At 64.5% G+C, this 18,355-nt stretch carries 16 protein-coding genes and 1 pseudogene; 4 read left to right on the top strand and 13 right to left on the bottom strand.

Features of this window, described 5'->3' with window-relative positions:
* From AC3AYF_RS07345 to AC3AYF_RS07380, 8 genes and pseudogenes are all read right to left on the bottom strand, one after another.
* A pseudogene (locus tag AC3AYF_RS07345) lies at positions 1 to 674 on the bottom strand (TRAP transporter permease); the annotation flags it as partial.
* Between the two features lie 23 nt (positions 675 to 697).
* The gene (locus tag AC3AYF_RS07350; protein WP_295036334.1) at positions 698 to 1,195 is read right to left on the bottom strand and encodes a DUF1850 domain-containing protein; all 498 of its coding nucleotides are present in this window, start codon (positions 1,193 to 1,195) and stop codon (positions 698 to 700) included.
* Positions 1,196 to 1,223: 28 nt separating this feature from the next.
* Complete coding sequence (locus AC3AYF_RS07355) at positions 1,224 to 2,561, bottom strand: TAXI family TRAP transporter solute-binding subunit (protein WP_487779566.1); 1,338 nt, start codon at positions 2,559 to 2,561, stop codon at positions 1,224 to 1,226.
* A gap of 125 nt (positions 2,562 to 2,686) precedes the next feature.
* The gene (locus AC3AYF_RS07360) at positions 2,687 to 3,934 is read right to left on the bottom strand and encodes a cation:proton antiporter (RefSeq protein ID WP_295036336.1); all 1,248 of its coding nucleotides are present in this window, start codon (positions 3,932 to 3,934) and stop codon (positions 2,687 to 2,689) included.
* Between the two features lie 96 nt (positions 3,935 to 4,030).
* A complete protein-coding gene (gene metK / locus AC3AYF_RS07365) occupies positions 4,031 to 5,251 on the bottom strand; it encodes a methionine adenosyltransferase (RefSeq protein ID WP_295036337.1) in 1,221 nt (406 codons plus the stop codon).
* Between the two features lie 213 nt (positions 5,252 to 5,464).
* Entirely contained in the window at positions 5,465 to 6,268 is an 804-nt protein-coding gene (locus AC3AYF_RS07370) for a class I fructose-bisphosphate aldolase (protein WP_295036338.1), read from the bottom strand.
* A complete protein-coding gene (locus AC3AYF_RS07375; protein WP_295036339.1) occupies positions 6,265 to 8,091 on the bottom strand; it encodes a glycerol-3-phosphate dehydrogenase/oxidase in 1,827 nt (608 codons plus the stop codon). The genes AC3AYF_RS07370 and AC3AYF_RS07375 overlap by 4 nt, the downstream gene beginning before the upstream one ends.
* Positions 8,088 to 9,650, bottom strand: coding sequence for an FGGY-family carbohydrate kinase (locus AC3AYF_RS07380; protein ID WP_295036340.1), 1,563 nt, complete (start codon positions 9,648 to 9,650; stop codon positions 8,088 to 8,090). Before AC3AYF_RS07380 ends, AC3AYF_RS07375 begins: the two co-directional genes overlap by 4 nt.
* 308 nt (positions 9,651 to 9,958) lie before the next feature.
* Here AC3AYF_RS07380 and AC3AYF_RS07385 point away from each other — a divergent pair, with 308 nt between their 5' ends.
* The 4 genes from AC3AYF_RS07385 to AC3AYF_RS07400 are packed head-to-tail and all read left to right on the top strand — an operon-like array spanning position 9,959 to position 12,824.
* On the top strand, positions 9,959 to 10,909 hold the full coding sequence (locus AC3AYF_RS07385) for a substrate-binding domain-containing protein (RefSeq protein ID WP_295036341.1): 951 nt from the start codon (positions 9,959 to 9,961) through the stop codon (positions 10,907 to 10,909).
* A gap of 51 nt (positions 10,910 to 10,960) precedes the next feature.
* A complete protein-coding gene (locus AC3AYF_RS07390; RefSeq protein ID WP_295036342.1) occupies positions 10,961 to 12,049 on the top strand; it encodes an alcohol dehydrogenase catalytic domain-containing protein in 1,089 nt (362 codons plus the stop codon).
* Positions 12,046 to 12,417, top strand: coding sequence for a DeoR family transcriptional regulator (locus AC3AYF_RS07395; RefSeq protein ID WP_487779567.1), 372 nt, complete (start codon positions 12,046 to 12,048; stop codon positions 12,415 to 12,417). The genes AC3AYF_RS07390 and AC3AYF_RS07395 overlap by 4 nt, the downstream gene beginning before the upstream one ends.
* Complete coding sequence (locus tag AC3AYF_RS07400) at positions 12,414 to 12,824, top strand: DeoR/GlpR family DNA-binding transcription regulator (protein ID WP_487779568.1); 411 nt, start codon at positions 12,414 to 12,416, stop codon at positions 12,822 to 12,824. Before AC3AYF_RS07395 ends, AC3AYF_RS07400 begins: the two co-directional genes overlap by 4 nt.
* A gap of 76 nt (positions 12,825 to 12,900) precedes the next feature.
* Here the strand turns inward: AC3AYF_RS07400 and AC3AYF_RS07405 are convergent, their stop codons facing one another.
* The 5 genes from AC3AYF_RS07405 to AC3AYF_RS07425 form a co-directional block, all read right to left on the bottom strand.
* Positions 12,901 to 13,857 (bottom strand): D-ribose ABC transporter substrate-binding protein, encoded by a 957-nt coding sequence (locus AC3AYF_RS07405; protein ID WP_295036345.1) that lies wholly within the window; start codon positions 13,855 to 13,857, stop codon positions 12,901 to 12,903.
* A 52-nt stretch (positions 13,858 to 13,909) separates the two neighbouring features.
* Entirely contained in the window at positions 13,910 to 15,064 is a 1,155-nt protein-coding gene (locus AC3AYF_RS07410; RefSeq protein ID WP_295036346.1) for an ABC transporter permease, read from the bottom strand.
* Positions 15,065 to 15,092: 28 nt separating this feature from the next.
* The gene (locus AC3AYF_RS07415; RefSeq protein ID WP_487779569.1) at positions 15,093 to 16,649 is read right to left on the bottom strand and encodes a sugar ABC transporter ATP-binding protein; all 1,557 of its coding nucleotides are present in this window, start codon (positions 16,647 to 16,649) and stop codon (positions 15,093 to 15,095) included.
* Positions 16,649 to 17,299 (bottom strand): DUF2291 family protein, encoded by a 651-nt coding sequence (locus tag AC3AYF_RS07420; RefSeq protein ID WP_295036348.1) that lies wholly within the window; start codon positions 17,297 to 17,299, stop codon positions 16,649 to 16,651. Before AC3AYF_RS07420 ends, AC3AYF_RS07415 begins: the two co-directional genes overlap by 1 nt.
* 76 nt (positions 17,300 to 17,375) lie before the next feature.
* Positions 17,376 to 18,355, bottom strand: a 980-nt coding sequence (locus AC3AYF_RS07425) for a zinc-binding dehydrogenase (RefSeq protein ID WP_487779570.1), incomplete at its 5' end; no start/stop codon positions are given.

An 18,355-nucleotide genomic window follows, 5' to 3' on the forward strand; every position in this document is an offset into this window, starting at 1 on the left:
CCGGACTTGCCGAGGAAGGCACCGAACAGGATGAACAGGATGATGTAGCTCGCCGAGACCCCGATCGCCGTACCCAGCAAGCCCTCGGTGATGTACACCAGGTGCGAGACGATCTGCTTGCACGTCGCGAGAACGATCGCCTCGTTCACCTGCGGATAGAACGAAAGCTTGGCGTAGAAGCCGTAGACCAGGAACAGCGAGGCCAGGATCGTCAGCCCCCAACCCGTGACGCGCCGGGTGGCATCCAGCACCAGCAGGATCGCCACGAAGCCGCCCACCATGTCGACATTGTTGATGCGCCCCGCCGAGGCGATGACACGATCCGACACCGTCAGCATGTAGACACCGATCCCGAACGCCACCAGCGCCACGACCGCATCCCCCCACGGCACCCGATCACGGGCCCCCTTGCGGGTCAGCGGATAGAGGATGAAGGCCAGCCCCAGCAGGGTATAAAGGTGGATGCTGCGCTGGGCGACATCGACCAGCGGCCCCGAAAACGAGGTGTAGAGGTGAAATAGCGCCAGCAGCACCGACACCGCCGTGACGAACTGGATCACCCCATGCGGCAGTCGATCCCGGACCAGGCTCTCACGATCGAATTTCTCCAGCGCTTCCTTGACCGACGGATCCTCGGGACCATCGGCGGAAACCGTGACTTTTTGTTCGGACATTTCTCATCCTCGCCAGGCGGGATCTACGATAACCAGGGCCGCACCAGTGCCGGCAAGGCCTGCCACAACGGCACCCTGAGTATGGAAAAGGTCAATATGATGGGAGGGTCGCCACGCGACAGGGGAATGGTATGGCCGGCGAAAATCAGGCGGTAATGCTCTTCCACCGCCGCTTGCACCGCCAGCGGATCGACCACGCGATCGATCCCCGTCATCACTACCCACCCATCCTCGAGATGGGTCTCGGTACCGGCATGCGACGGTACGCCAGCGCCGAAGGTCTTGAAGCGCGTCCCGGTGATCTCGATGGCGTCATCGGCGGTCACCTCGAACCACTCTTCCCAGTCTTCCTTCTCGACCGAGTGCATCCAGCGCAGCGTGAAGGTCGTGCCCTGCCACCCAGGAAAGGCAAACCGCCACTGGGGTCCGTCGCGCACGACGAGCCACGGTAGCGGATACAGCACGGTGGCGATCACCAGGATCGCCACCGCCGCCAGACTCGGTGCTGTCTTACGCGTCATGGCTTGCCGGACACGCGGTCACCCACGCTCAGGATTGCGGTTCTTTGTCCTGGGCGTTCTCGTTGCCGTTGGTGTCGCTACCTTCGGTAGGCTCGATATTGTCTTCCGGCGTCTCGGCGCTGGTCTGCTTGGCCGGTTCGGCTTCGGTGCCATCGGCTTCGGTCGTGGCCGCTTGCTCGTTGGCCGACATGGAGGCGGTCTCTTCCGAGAGATCGCTGTTGTCGCCAGCGGTCGTGGCGTCATCACCGGAGGTCGCCTCCGCGGAGCGCGCCAGCGTCTCGTAATACGCCTTGGCGCCCGGATGTAGCGGCACGACCAGATTCTGGTCCATGGTCGCAGGATCGAACTGCTTGAGTGCACCGACGGAAACGCTGCCGGACTCGAGATAGTCGTGGAAGCGCTTGGCCAGATCCTCGGCGACGTCGTCCCGCATGGAGGAGGGCACGATCATGATGTTGCGGATCGCCACCGTATCCACGGCATCGCCCAGGTTGTAACGCTCGGGGGCGCCAGCCGGGATTTCGTAGTTCTCGTAGTACGGATATTTCTCCAGCAGCGTGGAGGCGACGTCACCGCTGACCGGTACGAAGGTGATGTCGGTGCTCTGCATCAGGCCGGTGATACTGGAGTTGGGAACGCCGGAGGTGAAGAACGCGGCATCGAGGTTGCCATTGCTCATCTCGGTGACGCTATCGGCGTAACCGGTATGGCTGACCTGGGCCAGGTCATCGTAGCTCAGTCCCGCGGACTCCAGCACCTTGGCGGCGCTCTGCTCCACACCGGATCCGACCTTGCCGACGCCGACGCGCTTGCCTTTCAGGTCGGCAACGCTGTGAATATCGCTATCGGCGGTGGCGACGATCTGCACCACGTTGGGATACATCCCGGCGATGGTTTCGATGTCGGCGGGCTGGCCGTCGAACTGGTTCTGGCCCTTTACCGCGTCATAGGCGACGTCGCTCATCACGATGGCGACCTGGTTAAGGCCGTCGTTGATGTTGTTGATGTTCTGCACGGAGGCGCCGGTCGAGACCACCTGCACGCCGTCGACCAGGTCGCTCTTCTCGAATACCCCCTTCAGCGCCCCGCCGATGGGGTAGTAGCTACCGCCGGTCCCGCCGGTACCGAAGATCAGGTTGACGGGTTCGCCGCCACCGCTGCCTTCGCTACTGCCGCTGCCGGAGGCGTCGGAAGCGGCCATCTCCTGGGTGTCGGAACCGGAACCGGAGGACTGGGATTCCTGCTGGGAGGACGACGGCTCCTGAGTCTCGCTCTTAGCCTGATCATCGCCGTCGTCGCCGCAGCCCACCAGCAGCGCGCCGGACAGGCCCAGTGCCGCGACCAGCATCCCTGTGCGTAACATCATGGTTCACCCCGTCATTTTGAATACCATCGGCCGGTCGGCCGAAGAAAAAGACACAACACAATCACACAAGAGTAAGGAACGCCCGGCGCCGATACCATGCCTGAGCCGCCACATACCACTAAAGTCTAAGATCCGTCGGATTCCTGCGAGACTACCCGCTGTACCAAACCGCCAATGGTCAGGCCCTGGGCCAGAATCGAGAACAGCACGATGAGGTAGGTCACCATCACAATGGTATTTCGGTAATCGCTCTCGGGCAGGCCCAGCGCCAAGGCCACCGAGATGCCACCTCGCAGCCCGCCCCAGGTCAGCACACGCGTGGTTCCGTGACGAAAATGGACCCACCGGTTCAATATGGCAATGGGTAGACCGATGGTGAGCAGGCGCGTCACCAGAATGACGACGATGATCGGGCCAGCAACGATGAGGTACGACCACTCGAAGGGAATCAGCAGCAGCTCGAGGCCGATCAGTACGAACAGCACCGCGTTCAGGATCTCGTCGATGAGCTCCCAGAAGCCATCGACGTAGCGCCGGGTCGTCTCCGACATGGCGTGTTCGCGCCCGCGATTGCCGATGAACAGCCCGGCGATGACCATCGAGATGGGCCCCGAGACCTGCAGATGCGTCGCCAGCGTGTAGCCACCCAGCACCAGCGCCAGCGTCACCAGCACTTCGATCTGGTACTGGTCGATGCTCTTCATCAACCGGTAGGCGACATACCCCATCACCAGCCCGAGCAGCATGCCACCGCCCGCCTCTTCCAGGAACAGTATCGCGGAGTGCGCCACCGTCAGCGCCTCTGTCGCGGTCGCCGCCCCCAGCAACACGGTGAACACCACCACCGCGACCCCATCGTTGAACAGCGACTCGCCGACGATCTTGATCTCCATGTCCTCCGGCGCACCGGCACTGCGCATGATGCCGAGAACGGCAATCGGGTCCGTCGGCGAGATCAAGGCGCCGAAGACCAGGCAGTAGAGATAGGGCACGCCGATGTGGAAAGTGCGGAAGAGCCACCAGGCGGCACTGCCGATCACCACGGTCGAGATCACCACGCCGCCGGTGGCGAGCAGGCCGATCGAATAGCGATAGCGCTTCAACTGGTGAAAATCGACATGCAGCGCCCCGGCGAACAGCAGAAAAGAGAGCATCCCGTCCATCAGCAGGGCGTTGAAGTTGATCTGTCCCAGCCAGGCTTCGGCCCAGTCGGTGATCGCGTCGAATCCGAGATGGCTCGACGCGATAAGCAGCACCGACGTCACCAGCGAGATGAACATTACCCCGATCGTCGCGGGCAACTTGACGAACCGATAGTTGAACCACGCAAACAGCGCAGTGATCGTGATGAAGATGGCTGCAATTTCCAGCATCGGCTTCTTCCCTGTCGTCGCCGGCTCATCAAAAAAGCGGACCCGATTGGCGGGTCCGCTTTGTCCTGTACCGCTGGCCGAGCCCGAGGCTCTTCGTTATAGCCCGGCGGCGGCTCTCAGGGTCTCTGCCCTGTCCGTCTTCTCCCACGGGAAGGCGGTGAAGGTTTCGGTCTGGGTTTCACCGTTGACGTCGGTCCAGGTATAGCTGGACTCGAACGGCTCGCGGCCGAAGTGCCCGTAGGACGCGGTCAGTTGATACATCGGGTGGAGCAGGTCGAGCATCCGCGTGATCGCATGGGGGCGAAGATCGAAGTGCTCGCGCACCAGTTCGATGATCTTGGCCTCGCTGACCCGGGCGGTGCCGAAGGTGTTGATCGACACCGAGGTCGGCTCGGCGACGCCGATGGCGTAGGAGACCTGGATCTCGCACTTGTCGGCCAGTCCCGCGGCGACGATGTTCTTGGCCACGTAACGTCCGGCGTAGGCGGCGCTGCGATCGACCTTGGACGGATCCTTGCCGGAGAACGCGCCGCCGCCGTGACGCGCCATGCCGCCGTAGGTGTCGACGATGATCTTGCGCCCGGTCAGGCCGCAATCACCCACCGGGCCGCCGATCACGAACTTGCCGGTGGGATTGATATGGAAGCGGGTGTCGTCGTGGATCCACTTCGCCGGCAACACGTCGCGGATGATCAGGTCCTCCACCGCCTTGCGCAGGTCGTCCTGGGAGATGTCCGGATCGTGCTGGGTCGAGAGCACCACCGCATCGACCCCGTTGGGCTGGCCCTGGGCGTCGTAGCTGAAGGTGATCTGGCTCTTGGCGTCCGGGCGCAGCCACGAGAGCGTGCCGTTCTTGCGCAGCTCCGCCTGGCGCTCGACGAGACGATGCGAGTAGTGGATCGGCGCCGGCATGAAGGACTCGGTCTCGTTGGTGGCGTAGCCGAACATCAGGCCCTGGTCTCCCGCGCCCTGATCCTCGGGCTTGCTGCGGTCGACGCCCTGGGCGATATCGACACTCTGCTTGCCGATCAGATTGATCACGCCACAGGTTTCACCATCGAAGCCGACCTCCGACGAGGTATAGCCGATATCCATGATCACCTTGCGCACCAGATCTTCCAGATCGACCCAGGCGGTGGTGGAGATCTCGCCGGCCACGATGGCGACGCCGGTCTTGACCAGCGTTTCGCAGGCGACGCGCGCCTGCTTGTCGCGGGCGATGATGGCGTCCAGGACGGCATCGGAAATCTGGTCGGCGATCTTGTCCGGGTGACCCTCGGACACGGATTCGGAGGTAAACAGAGAGTATTCGCTCATGGCGTACGGAGATCCCTTCGTTCACTGGTTGCGGCCCGCGCGTGCGGCCCGCCTGACAAAACGCAGCGCCGCCGGTCGGAAGGACGGGTGAAACGACGCACGGCATCGCTGACCCGAGCGGGTCGGGACAGGGTACAAAAGTCTACACACAGAACAGCTAGCTGCCTATGTTTTGCCACCGACGCCATCGCTTTCGACACGCGTCGCGTCGCCTCACTCGGCGCCACTCCCATGCACGATGGAGACCAGCCGCTCGATGCCACCGCTCACGCCTTCGCGCTGCCAGGCGTTGCGGCCGAAGATCACCCCGCTGGCGCCGTTCTCCAGCGCATCGCGGGTAAAGCGCGTCAGCGCCTCGTCATCGTTCATCGCCGCGCCCCCCAGGACGAGCACCGGCACCGGACAACTCTCCACCAGAGCCCGCATATCCCTGGGGTCACCATTGTACTGCGCCTTGATCAGGTCGGCCCCCAGCTCGGCGGCGATCCTTGCGATTCGTGCGATCCGCTCGCCATCGAGCAGCCCCTCCTCCCTGGCCCCCCACACCACCGCCTCGACGATCAGCGGCAGCCCGATCGCCTCGCACTGACGCGCGGTCTCCGCCACCGCCTCGAGGTTGTCGGCCTCGCGTCGGGGGTCGTCGTAACCGGAGATCAAGCACATCACCACGGCATCCGCGCCCATCGCATGGGCCTGGGCGGGGGTGGCGATCATGCGGTGATGCTCCTCCCCCGCCAGGGTGAAGTCGCCCACCATCGGATAGTCGATTCGCAGCACGATTCTGGGGGCGCGGCTGTCGGCGAACAGATCCCCGCAGGACTTGAGCACGCCCGGCGACAGCAGTACCGCATCCGGTCGCGACGAGACGATGGCTTCGCAGGTGCGGCGTGCATCGATCGCATGCTCCACCGGGCCCGCCAGCAGCGTGCGATCGAACGCCACCATGCAGGTCAGGCCGGTCTCGCGGCGAAACAGCCGCCCCGTTCGCAATCCGCTGGCAGAAAGCATGCTGGTCATGACGCTGGCTCCTGAGTGGAGGAAGTCCCCTTGCGCGGGGCGTTTCCCGATGTGGAAGAGAGCGGCTCGTCGCCACTCGCCGTGGTGTCGTCGGCGCCCGGGCCGAGCGAGACACCGTGCGCGCGCACGGCGATCTCCCGTACCCTCTCGATCTCATCCCGGCAGCGGTCTTCCGACCACGCCAGGGCCCCGCTGCACAGCGTCGCGATCTCCTCGATCACCGCGCCGTCGAGCTGGCCGGCCAACGCGATCGGCAGACGCCGGAACAGCACGTCCGCCAGATGCTCGACGCGCTCGAAGCGGCAGACGAAATCGATCTCTCCGACACGATAAGCGGCCAGCGAATCCAGCGGCTGCTGGCGACAGGCACCGCCAGCGCTCATCCCCGCGCAGTGCCGTGCCACCGCTTCACCCCGGGTGCCGTAGCGATCCAGCAGGGTAATGGCCCGATGCCGGTCGCCCTCGCAGAGGGCGGTCACCCTGGTGAGCCACGCCTCCCGCGACGTCGCATCGCGGGGAAAGTCGCGCCCGCCACCGATGGCCAACTGCCGGGTATCGATCTCGCGACGGCGGCCCAGCCTCGCCAGCAGATCGTCGGCCACCTCTTCGGCAAACCCGCGAAACGTGGTCCATTTTCCACCCACCAGGGACAACACCGGCCAGGCGTGGATGCGATCCTCGACGATGGCGTGATCGCGGCTGATCTGGCCCGGATCGGCAGCGTCGCTGCGCGGCAATGGTCGCACACCGCTATAGCGGTAGCGGACCTGATCCGGACCGATCGTCACCTCGGGAAACAGGTAATGCACCGCTTCGAGCAGGTAATCGCGCTCGTCGTCGTCGCAGACGGCCTGGTCCGGGTCGGTGCAGCGGATGTCGGTGGCACCGACCAGCACATGACTCATGAACGGATAGATCAGGCAGATGCGACCATCGGGCGTGCCGAAGTAGATCATGCGCCCGTCGAGCTGATCGCGAATCTGGGGCACGTCGACGATCAGGTGCCCGCCCTTGGTGCCGCCGATATGCCGCGTTTCCTGCCCCAGCTGGCGATTGATCTCGTCGATCCAGGCGCCGCCGGCATTGACGATGATCCGCGGGCGAACCTGGAACGCGTTGCCCTCTTCATCGTCGAAGGTTATCGCTTCACCGTCACTCCCGGTCAGGGTAACGTGATTGAACGCCATCGCGCCGCGATGGGCTCTGCAGCCGTCGTCGATCAGTTCGAACCCGAGCCGCTCGGCCTGACTGATCGCCGCGTCGTAGTAGGTGTGCAGCGCCCTGACGTCATCCCGGATGTCCGGCAGCGATTCCCGTACCTTGCGCCCCAGCGTCACCGAATGACGCGGCATGCTGCGGAAATGGCGGCCGAGGAAATCGTAGAGCGTCAGCCCCGCTTCACTGATCAGGATACCGCGGTCGTCGATCTTTGCCGGCCGGCGGAAGAAACGCTGGATCGACGGCCAGATTCCGCCCCACCAGCTGTGCGTCGGCATCGCCGTGCGCAGCGGATGCACCACGTGCGGCGCGTTGCGCAGCAGCAGGTTGCGCTCGCGGGTCGACTGCGCCACCAACCGGAACTCGCCGGTCTCGAGATACTTGAGTCCACCATGGATCAGTCGCGACGGCGCGGCGCTGGCGCCGGCACAGAAGTCCTGCTTGTCGACGATCAGCGTATCGACGCCCTGCAGCGCCAGATCGCGGAACAGCCCGGCGCCGTTGATTCCGGCACCGATGATCAGCACCGACACCGCGGGATCCGCCCGCAGGCGATCCAGGGTCTGCCGGCGCGTCGGCGGCATGGCATTGGCGGGTTCCGTCATCGTCTTGCTCCCATCGTCGGCGTGGATTCCGCCGAAGTGTCGGGTGAATCCGGGGGCGACGCTTCGACGTCCAGCGTCGCCCATAGCGTTCTCATCCCTTCGATCAGACGCTGGTAGCGCTCGAAGCCCTGCTGACACGCGGCCTGGCGCTCCGAATCGGGGTTGTAGCGGTGGTCGACCTCGCAAAGCGACGTGGCCGACGCGATGGAGGGAAACACTTCGGCTGCCACCCCGGCGCAGATCGCGGCGCCCCAGGCCGCGGCCTCCTGGATTCGCGACGTTTCCAGCGATCGACCCAGCGAATCGGCGAACAGCTGGGCCAGCCGCGGCGAGTGACTGCCGCCGCCGGTGATGCGCACGCGCTCGATGGCGAAGGTCGAGGCCAGGGCATCGACATGCACCCGGTGATTGAACACCACCCCTTCCAGGATCGCACGCAGGACATGGCCACGGTCGTGCCATCCCTGGAGGCCGAACAGGCCGGCACTGGCCGGTTCATCGTAGGGCGAACCATAAAGGAACGGGTGGTAGACCAGTCGTGACGGGGTGCGGAAAGCGGCGTCCAGCGACGCTTCCATCTCGGCGAAAAAGGCGCCCGTGCCGCCATCTCCCGGCTGCCCCCACTGCCGGTGAAACCATTCGAGATTGCTGGAGGACGCCGGTGAAATCGCCATGTTGAGCCATTGGCCAGGGCGTAGCCCGTTGCGTGTCGCCCAGCGCGGATCGGGCTTGGGCGCGTCGGAAAAGACCTCGTTGATGCTGAAGGTGCCGGCCGCGATGGTCAGCGTGTCCGACGCGACGTTGCCCAGCCCCACCGCGCTGGCGGTAACGTCATGCAACCCCGTGGCGACCGGCGTACCGGTTTTCAGGCCGGTGGCGCGCGCTGCCGACTCGCAGACCTGGCCGGCGACCTCCTCGGGCAGGCGAACGTCGGGCAGGGCCTCGAACACCGATGCGATGCCCAGCATCGACAGTGCGTCGCGACTGTAGCGCTGGGTGTTGACGTCGGTGTAGCCGGTGCTGGCCTCGGTGAAGTCGGTGGCGATCTCGCCGGTCAGCTTGAATCGCAGCCAGTCCTTGCAGGTCAGGACGTGGGCGAGAGCGGCGTAGCGCTCGGGCTGGTTGGCCCGCAGCCACGCCAGCAAGGTCACCGGCGAGAAGGCGAAAGGCATCTGCCCGATCCGCGCCAGCGCCTCGTCGCGTATGCCCTGCTGGCACCAGCGCTCGACGATACCCGCGGCACGACTGTCCAGCGAGGTGATGGCGTGGCCGAGCGGCTCACCCTTGCGATCCAGGGGGTAGAGCCCGTCGCCGTGGGCCGTGACGCCCACCGCCAGTATCTCGCCGCCCTCCAGGCCGGCGGCCGCCAGGGCGGCACGTATCGATTCGGCAGCGCTCGTCCAGGCGACTTTCATGTCACGCTCGACCCAGTGCGCCTGGGGATGCTCGAGCCGGGAAGATTCCCGCCCGATCCCCACGACGTTGCCCTGGGTATCGAAGATCACCGCCTTGGTGGAACTGGAGCCACCGTCCAGCCCCAGCAGATAACCGCGTGACATGGCTGCCTCCCGTTGATTTCGTCTCCCGACACGCCTGCCTATGGCGCGAGAGCTTCGCGAGCGCCATTTCTAACACTATTTTGTGATACATGGACGTTAGACGATGGTGTTAAATCAAAACATGAATATCAATAAATTATTTATTTTCAATAATTTAAAAACCACCCATTGAAGACAGGGTTTCAACGAGACCAAAGTCATAGGGCGAATCATCACTTTTTGATGTTATTTCTTCATCGCCGATCGCAGTGACGGCGCTACCTGAAACACTTCAACAAAAAACCTTCTCCTCGCAGGAGTTGAACATCATGTATAACGCCATGCTTCGAAACGTGCTTTGGGTGCTTTCGTTGGCCCTAGGGGCGATGTCCACCACGGCTCATGCCGACGATGCTCAGCGCCAGTATCGCTTTGTGGTGGTTCCCAAGGTCGTGCACCCGTGGTTCGACCAGCTCAACGAGGGGGCTCAGGAAGCCGCTCGTGAAATTCAGCGCCTGACCGGTGCCGAGGTCACGGTTCAATACACCGCCCCCCAGAGTGCCAGCGTCGCCGAGCAGAATCAGATACTCGAGAGAGCCATTGCGACTCGCCCCGACGCCATCATTACCGACTTGCTCGACCCCACCGGCAACCGCGCCGTGATCCGCGAGGCCCTGGAGCAGGAGATCCCCGTCTCGGTCATCGACGACAAGGGTATCGAGGATATGCATTTGCCCGTCGTCGGCAGCGACTACTGCACCCAGGCGATGGTGGCGGCGGAACGCCTGGTCGAACTCCTCGACGGGAAAGGCAACGTCGCCATCATGATGGGCGTGCCAACGGCGTCCAACCATGCGCAGCGCGCCGAGTGCAGCCGCGCGGTATTCGATCGTCATCCCGATATCGAAGTCGTCGCCACCGGTGTCGACAACGACAGTATCTCCACGGCACAGAATCAAGCGGCGGCGATCATGCAGGCCCATCCCGAGCTGGATGGCTGGATTCCCTCCAATGCCGCCGGCCCCATCGGCATCGGCCAGGCAGTCAAGGAGGCCGGCAAGGCAGGTGAGATCAAGATCGTCGGTATCGATGACCTCAATCAGACCCTGAGCCTGATCCAGGAAGGCGTCATCGATTCCACCTCCGCACTCCGCCCCAGACTGATGGGTTACTGGTTCATCATCAGCGCCTGGCAGCGCGCCAATGGTGCAGAAGTGCCCGAGTACATCGATACCGGACATGTATTCATAGACCAGGACAACATCGAAGACTATCTGTAGTCGGCGACGTTTGACGTGGATCCTCGCTCACCAATTCAGGAGACCGTGACGATGCTACCCGATGACATGCAAGCCGTGGTCTGTCGCGGCCCCGGCGACTACCGGCTGGAGCGCGTGCCCACGCCCCGCCCCGGCCCCAACGAGCTGATTCTGGGAATCCAGGCCTGCGGCATCTGCTCGAGCGATCTCAAGTGCCGCGACGGCGCCGCCATGTACTGGGGCGACGGCGACCGCTTTGCCCCCTTCGTCAAGCCACCGATGATCGTCGGCCACGAATTCGCGGGTGAAGTCGTCGCACTGGGCGACGGTGCCGGGGAACACTTCGGCGTTGCGCTCGGGGATCGCGTCGTGCCGGAACAGATTCTCCCCTGCGGCAAATGCCTCTACTGCCAGCGCGGCCACTACTGGATGTGCGAAGTGCATCATATCTTCGGCTTCCAGGGCGGCGTGGCCGATGGGGGCATGGCCGAATACCTGCGCGTGCCGGCCAATGCGGTGCTGCACCCGGTCGACCCGGGCCTGAGCCTCGAGGATGCCGCCTTTCTCGAACCCTTGGCCTGCGGCATCCACGCCGTCAACCGCGCCGACATCCAGTTCGACGATACCGTGGTGATCGCCGGTGGCGGCCCAATCGGCCTGGCCATGGTCCAGCTCGCCAGGCTCAAGACGCCCAAACGGCTGATTCTGGTCGACACCCATGACGACCGCCTGACCCTGGCCCGCGACTACGGCGCCGATCACGGCCTCAATCCGCATCGCGACGATGTTGCCAAGGAAGTTCGGGCACTCACCGGCGGTTACGGTTGCGAGGTCTACATCGACGCCACGGGCTCCTCGAGCGGCGTGGTCCAGGGCCTGGAGTCGCTACGCAAGCTCGGTCGGTTCGTCGAGTTCAGCGTGTTCAAGGAGCCCACCAGCGTCGACTGGTCCACCATCGGCGACCGCAAGGAGCTGGATATCCGCGGCTCGCATCTCTCGCCGCACACCTACCCGGTGGCGATCGACCTGCTGGCCCGCGGGCTGGTGACGACTCGCGGCATCGTCACCCACCGCATTGCGCTGGCCGACTTCGAGCGCGGCTTCGAGATCGCCGCCCGGCGCGACTCGATCAAGGTGGTGTTGACGACGGGAGAGTCATGACTTCACCCACGACCATGACCCCTCGCACCGTGACACGGGGGGCACCAGCGCGCCGCCAGGCGATGCTGGACTACATCATCCAGGCCGGCTCGGCCCAGGTCGACGAGCTGGCCGAGCGCTTCGGCGTCAGCCGGATGACGGTACACCGCGATCTCGACGCCCTCTCCGACCAGGGCATGGTCAACAAGCAGCATGGCGGGGTCACCACCCGCTCTTCCAGCGTGTTCGAAAGCAACTTCGCGCTGCGTTCGCATATCGCCACGCGGGAAAAGCAGGCGCTGGCCCGTGCGGCCCTGGAGGAGATCGCGTCCGGCGAAGCGCCGCCGAACTCGCCCTGCTGCTGCCGGCGCGGGAGCCGCTCACCGTGATCACCAACGGCCTGGAGAGCATCGACCGGCTCAAGGCCGCCAGCGGCATCAAGCTGATCACCCTGGGCGGCGACTACCAGCCCCGTTTCAATGCCACCTTCGGCCTGCTCTGCGAGCAGACGCTCGCCAACCTGCGTGCCAACGTGGCGGTGCTCTCCGCATCGGCCATCCTCGGCACTACCGCCTACGTTCAGGACCCGACGGTGACCCAGATCAAGCGCGCCCAGATGGCGGCGGCAGAGCGCCGGATCCTGCTCGCCCACAGCGCCAAGTTCGGCCATGGCGCGCTGCATCGGCTGGCCGATCTCAAGGAGTTCGACCTCGTGTTGATCGACGAAAGCCTTGCCGCCGAACATCGCGCCACGCTGGATGAGGCCGAGATCCGTTATCGCCTGATCGAAGCTTGACCATAAACGGCATCGACAAAACGAAACCGCCGCGGGCCAGGGCCCGCGGCGGTGGATCGACGAACGGCTTTGCGTCTTACGGCTTGAGCACGAACGGCGAGACGTACTGGTCGACGTTATCCGGGGTGATCAGGATGCAGTCGAACAGGTGCTTCTCGCCCTGGACACCGGTTTCGCCGGTGGTGATGAACTTGTCCGCCATCTGCACCGCGGCCTTGGAGAAGATCGCCACCGGCTGCAGTACGGTATAGGCGAGTTCGCCGGACTTCACCGCATCGACCGCGTCGGGCGAACCGTCGAAGCCACCGACCACGACATCGTCCAGCTTGCCGGCTTCCTTGAGTGCGGCGATCGCGCCCAGCGCCATCTCGTCGTTGCCGCTGATCACGCCTTGAATGTCAGGGTTGGCCTGCAACAGGCTCTGCATCTTGTTGAACCCCTGAGTGCGGTCCCAGTTGGCGACGTCCTCGCCGACCTTCTTGAGATCCGGGTACTGGCTCAACACCGTCTCGTAGCCGTTGGAGCGGGTCGCGGCATTGTTGTCCGACGGCGCGCCCTTCAGCTCGACGTAGTTGGCCGAGTCGCCGACCGTCTGTACCCACTGCTGCGCGCCGAGGGCGGCACCCTGGGCGTTGTTGGATACCAGCTGCGCCTTGGCCAGCCCCTGCTCGTTGATTTCCGCATTGACCAGGAACACCGGGATGCCGGCTTCGACGGCCTTGCGCACCGCACCGACGGAACCATCGGCATTGGCGGGATCGAGAATGATCGCCTTGGCCTGGTTGGTAATCGCGGTATCTATCTGGCGGCTCTCGGTATTGGTATCACCCTTGTGGGCGCTGACGTTGGCGCGATACCCCAACTCCTCGGCCGTTTCCCGGGCGATCTTGCCCTCGGTGAACCAGTAGGGGTTGGAGGTATCGTTGACGATGACCGAGATCAGTCCCTTGTCCTGCGCCATGGCGCTTCCGGCGAGCAACGGCGCGCTCACGGCGAGGGCTGCGATCAGCAGGCGTTTTCCTGTCTTGAACATGATGGATCACCCTTCTTTTTGCGATTGTGGTGACTAGCGTGCAACGGTGAGGCTAGTGCTGTGTTGCCGGTTTACCGGCCGTACTTTCCGCCTCGGATGTCACGCGCGCGGCATCGCCGCTCGAGGCCGGAGAAGAGGGGTTGTCGGGTGCCTTTGGCTCGGCAGGCGTGGCCACACGCTTCCTGCGCCCGCCGTACTGGATGCTGTTGAGCAGCACCGCCAGCACGATCACGGCACCGGTGAACACGGTCTGCCAGTAGGAGGAGACGCCGATGATCACCAGCCCGTCGGAGAGGAAACCGATCACGAAGGCGCCGAGCAGGGTGCCGCGCACGTTGCCGCGACCGCCGGTCAGCGCCGCGCCACCGATCACCACGCCGGCGATGGCGGTCAGTTCGTAGGTGGTGCCCGCGGTGGGGCCGGCAGAGGTGAGCTGGGACGACAGCACCAGCCCCGCGATCGCCGCGCAGATACCGGAGAGCACGTAGACCGAAACCTGCACCCGCTTGACCGGCACGCCGGAAAGCTCGGCCGCCCGCGCGTTGCCGCCGGTCGAGTAGACCCAGCGTCCGAACGGCGTGCGCGCCAGCGCCAGGATCGTGACGATCGCCACCGCGGCCAGAATCAATACTCCCACCGGCACACCGAACAGGCGGTTGAACCCCAGCCAGTCGAACCCGGTGTTGCCCAGTTCCGGGCTGCCGCCGAGGTTGTTGTAGGTCAGGCCATCGGTCATCAGCAGCGCCACGCCGCGGGCGACGTAGAGCAATCCCAGGGTGGCGACGAAGGCCGGCACCTTGAAGTAGGCGATCAGTACCCCGTTGATGGCGCCGATGAACGCGCCGACCGCGCAGGTCAGGATGACTACCACCCACACCGGCGGATAGAGCGTGACACCGAACATGTCGAAGCTCACGCCCTGCATCAGAAAGCCCGCGACCACCCCGCACAGTCCCAGGGTCGAGCCCACCGACAGATCGATGCCGCCGGTCAGGATCACCAGCAGCATGCCGATCGACAGCAGCCCGAAGATCGCCACGTGGGACGACATGGTCAGGAAGTTGTTGGTCGAGAAATAGACCGGCGACAACGCCGAGAAGATGATGATGATCGCGATCAGGGCGAAGAAGGCGCGACCCTCGAGCAGTATTCGCCCCAGATCGAAGCCGCCACCCTGGCGCGCTGGCGCTTGGCTGTGCTTGGACATAATCAAAACTCCCTTCGAGTAAAAGCGCTCACGCGACCACGGCCTCGCCCGAGGCGGCCATGATCTGTTCCTTGGAGACGTCGGCGCCGAACTCCGCCGCGATGTGTCCGCGGCTCATCACCACGATGCGATGGGCGATGCTCAGGCATTCGCCGACCTCGGAGGTGGAGAAGATCACCGCCAGCCCCTGCTTGGCAGCCCCTTCCGCCAGCAGTTTGAACACTTCGGCCTTGGCCCCGATATCGATACCGCGGCTCGGCTCGTCGAGCACCACCACCCGGGGATGGGTCGCCAGCATCTTGCCGATCACCACCTTCTGCTGATTGCCGCCGGAGAGCGAGCCGATCTCGACCCTGGGCCCGTCGGTCTTGATATGGACGTTGGCGATCGACTCGTCGACCACGCCGCGCTCGCGGCTTCCCGAGGTCAGCAGCCAGCGGGTGAATGCCTTGATGCTGGCCAGCGACAGGTTCTCGCCCACCGACATGGTCTGGACCAGGCCATCGCGCTGCCGGTCTTCCGGCACCAGCACCAGGCCCTTGGCGATGCGCTCGGCGATGCTCAGGTGCGAGACGTCCTCGCCTTCCAGCACCACCCGCCCACCGCTCAGCGGCACGCGACCGGCCACGCACTCGAGCAGTTCGGTGCGCCCGGCACCCATCAGGCCGTAGATGCAGACGATCTCGCCGGCGCGAACCTCCAGCGACAGATGATCGACCACCGAGCGCTCCGGCACTGCGGTATCGGCGACGCTGACATCCTCCAGCGACAGCGCCACCTCGCCCAGGGCGTGACCGGTCGGCGGCGAGCCGAGATCGAAGTTCTCGCCGACCATGTTGCGCACGATCCACTCCAGGTCGATATCCGCTCGCCTGGCGTAGGCCGTCATCACGCCATCGCGCAGTACCACCGCGTGATCGGTGATGAGCAGCGCCTCCTCCAGGTGGTGGGAGATGTAGACGATCGACACCCCGCGGCTCTTGAGGTCGCGAATCACCCGGAACAGGACTTCGACCTCGGTCGCCGACAGCGCCGAGGTCGGCTCGTCCATGATCAGGATGCGCGAGTTCACCGACAGCGCCCGAGCGATCTCGACGATCTGCTGCTGCCCCAGGCGCAGGTCCTCCACCGGCGTCAGCGGATCGATCGGCTCGTCGAGCTCCTCCATCAACGCCCGGGTCTGACGCGCCTCCTCGGCATAGTCGATACCGGTCGGCCCCTTGATCTCGCGGCCCATGAAGATGTTGTCGCGCACGCTCAGGTTGGGCGCCAGGCTCAACTCCTGATGGATGATCGAAATGCCCAGGCGCTGGGCATCGGTGGTCGAGGCGAAGCGTACCGCCTCGCCCTCCAGCACGATCTCGCCGGAGGTCGGCTGGATCACGCCGGACAGGATCTTCATCAGCGTCGACTTGCCGGCCCCGTTCTCGCCGAACAGCGTGGTCACCTGGCCGCGATAGACGTCGAAGTTGACCGTCTTGAGCGCATGCACGCTGCCGAACGACTTGGCGACATCCCGCGCCGACAGGACGATATCGTCGACCGGTTCGCTGGCGGGAGCGGGCCGACTCGAAGAGGAAGCCATCACTGCACCTCCATGCTGACGGGGGTCACCAGCCAGTTCTTGGGATTGATCAGCTTGAACACGCCGGTCACCCTGACGGTCTTGCCGCTCAGGTCGGCGGTATCGATATCCGCCAGCACCGCTTGCTTCATCGCGTCATTGATCGACGCCCCCGCGTTCTGATACTCGATCTGGTTGGCGAACTCACCGAACGAGATCTCGCCGGTGGCGTCGCGCAGGTCAGTGCCATTGATCGCCGGGCCGGTCTGCACGCGCAGCGTGATCTCCTCGGGCACGCCTTCGGCTTCGACCGTATAGATGCCTGAGCGCGCCTCACCGAACGTCCCGCTGAAAGTGACCGGCACCACCGGGCCGAAACCATCGCCGACACCATACTTCTGACCCGCCGCCGTCGAATCCGCGAGCACCGCCGACGCGAGTTCACCGGCATCGACGGCGCGCTCCTCGACGCTCGCCTGAATGGCCGGGAAATGCTCCCCGCCATAGGTCTCGGCGGAGAATCCCCCGGCCAGCTCGGCTTCGGTGCCGATCTCGACGACCTTGGTGTCCCAGGCCATCGCGGCCAGCACCACGACCACGCAGACACCGATGATCAGGCGCCCTTTCAGCTTGCTCGGCGCTGCTGGCCGACTGGCAACTGTTGTACTCATCGCTTCGAGCCCTCTCTCCTGATACCGCTGTCTTCGTCTGCGCGGGGCGGGAGCGACCGCCGACCACGCGCCGAAATCACGGGATCAACACGATCTTCAGTGACTTCGATCCGCTCTTCATCAGCTCGAAGCCTTCCTCGTATTTCTCCAGCGGCAGCTTGTGAGTCACCACCCCTTCGGTCGGGAAATCGCCGTTGCGGATCCCCTCGATGACCAGCGGATAACAGTACGGGCCGAGATGGGAGCCCAGCACGTCCAGCTCCTTGCGGTCGGAGATGATGCTCCAGTCGACGCTGACCGGATCCTTGAACACGCTGAACTCGACGAAGCGCCCCAGCTTGCGAATCATCGACAGCCCCTGCTCGACCGACTTGGGATGCCCGGTCGCCTCGATGTAGACGTCGCAGCCGTAGCCCTCGGTCATCTCCTTGATGATCGAGACCACGTCGTCGCGCTTGGGATTGAGGGTCAGGTCGGCACCGAACTTCTTGGCCAGTTCCAGACGGTCGTCGAACAGGTCGAGCACGATCAGTTTCTCGGCGCCCGCTTTCTTGGCCGCACCGACCATGCCGAGCCCCAGGGTGCCGGCGCCGGAGAGCACCACCACGTCGCCCAGTTCGATCCTGGCGCGCTGCACCGCATGCAGCGAACAGGCGTAAGGCTCGATCAGGATCGCCTTCTCCAGCGGCAGCTCCTCGGGGACGTGGTAGTTGATCGCCTCCTTGGTGAACTTCATGTACTCGGCCATGCCGCCGTTGACGTTGTTCTGGAAGCCGTACAGGTCGTGCTTCTCGCACATCCAGTACTGCCCCCGACCGCAGAAGCGACAGTTCCAGCACGGCACGATCTGCTCGGAAATCACGCGATCGCCGACGGCGTAACCTTCGACATGGGCGCCGACCTTAACCACCCGGCCGATGAACTCGTGCCCCGGAATCATCGGCGCCTTGATATAGGCGGGCTGCGTCTCGTCGCCCCAGAAGCTGGGCGCGCCGTCGTAGGACTTGATGTCCCCGGCGCAGATGCCGCAACCCTCGACCTTGACCAGGATCTCCT

It is taken from the genome of Salinicola sp. (assembly GCF_982684285.1).

What these genes read in the sequence shown, in the direction of transcription:
- AC3AYF_RS07350 (WP_295036334.1), bottom strand. Translation starts at nt 1,195, where the DNA reads ATGACGCGTAAGACAGCACCGAGTCTGGCGGCGGTGGCGATCCTGGTG.
- AC3AYF_RS07355 (WP_487779566.1), bottom strand. Translation starts at nt 2,561, where the DNA reads ATGATGTTACGCACAGGGATGCTGGTCGCGGCACTGGGCCTGTCCGGC.
- AC3AYF_RS07360 (WP_295036336.1), bottom strand. Translation starts at nt 3,934, where the DNA reads ATGCTGGAAATTGCAGCCATCTTCATCACGATCACTGCGCTGTTTGCG.
- metK (WP_295036337.1), bottom strand. Translation starts at nt 5,251, where the DNA reads ATGAGCGAATACTCTCTGTTTACCTCCGAATCCGTGTCCGAGGGTCAC.
- AC3AYF_RS07370 (WP_295036338.1), bottom strand. Translation starts at nt 6,268, where the DNA reads ATGACCAGCATGCTTTCTGCCAGCGGATTGCGAACGGGGCGGCTGTTT.
- AC3AYF_RS07375 (WP_295036339.1), bottom strand. Translation starts at nt 8,091, where the DNA reads ATGACGGAACCCGCCAATGCCATGCCGCCGACGCGCCGGCAGACCCTG.
- AC3AYF_RS07380 (WP_295036340.1), bottom strand. Translation starts at nt 9,650, where the DNA reads ATGTCACGCGGTTATCTGCTGGGGCTGGACGGTGGCTCCAGTTCCACC.
- AC3AYF_RS07385 (WP_295036341.1), top strand. Translation starts at nt 9,959, where the DNA reads ATGTATAACGCCATGCTTCGAAACGTGCTTTGGGTGCTTTCGTTGGCC.
- AC3AYF_RS07390 (WP_295036342.1), top strand. Translation starts at nt 10,961, where the DNA reads ATGCTACCCGATGACATGCAAGCCGTGGTCTGTCGCGGCCCCGGCGAC.
- AC3AYF_RS07395 (WP_487779567.1), top strand. Translation starts at nt 12,046, where the DNA reads ATGACTTCACCCACGACCATGACCCCTCGCACCGTGACACGGGGGGCA.
- AC3AYF_RS07405 (WP_295036345.1), bottom strand. Translation starts at nt 13,857, where the DNA reads ATGTTCAAGACAGGAAAACGCCTGCTGATCGCAGCCCTCGCCGTGAGC.
- AC3AYF_RS07410 (WP_295036346.1), bottom strand. Translation starts at nt 15,064, where the DNA reads ATGTCCAAGCACAGCCAAGCGCCAGCGCGCCAGGGTGGCGGCTTCGAT.
- AC3AYF_RS07415 (WP_487779569.1), bottom strand. Translation starts at nt 16,649, where the DNA reads ATGGCTTCCTCTTCGAGTCGGCCCGCTCCCGCCAGCGAACCGGTCGAC.
- AC3AYF_RS07420 (WP_295036348.1), bottom strand. Translation starts at nt 17,299, where the DNA reads ATGAGTACAACAGTTGCCAGTCGGCCAGCAGCGCCGAGCAAGCTGAAA.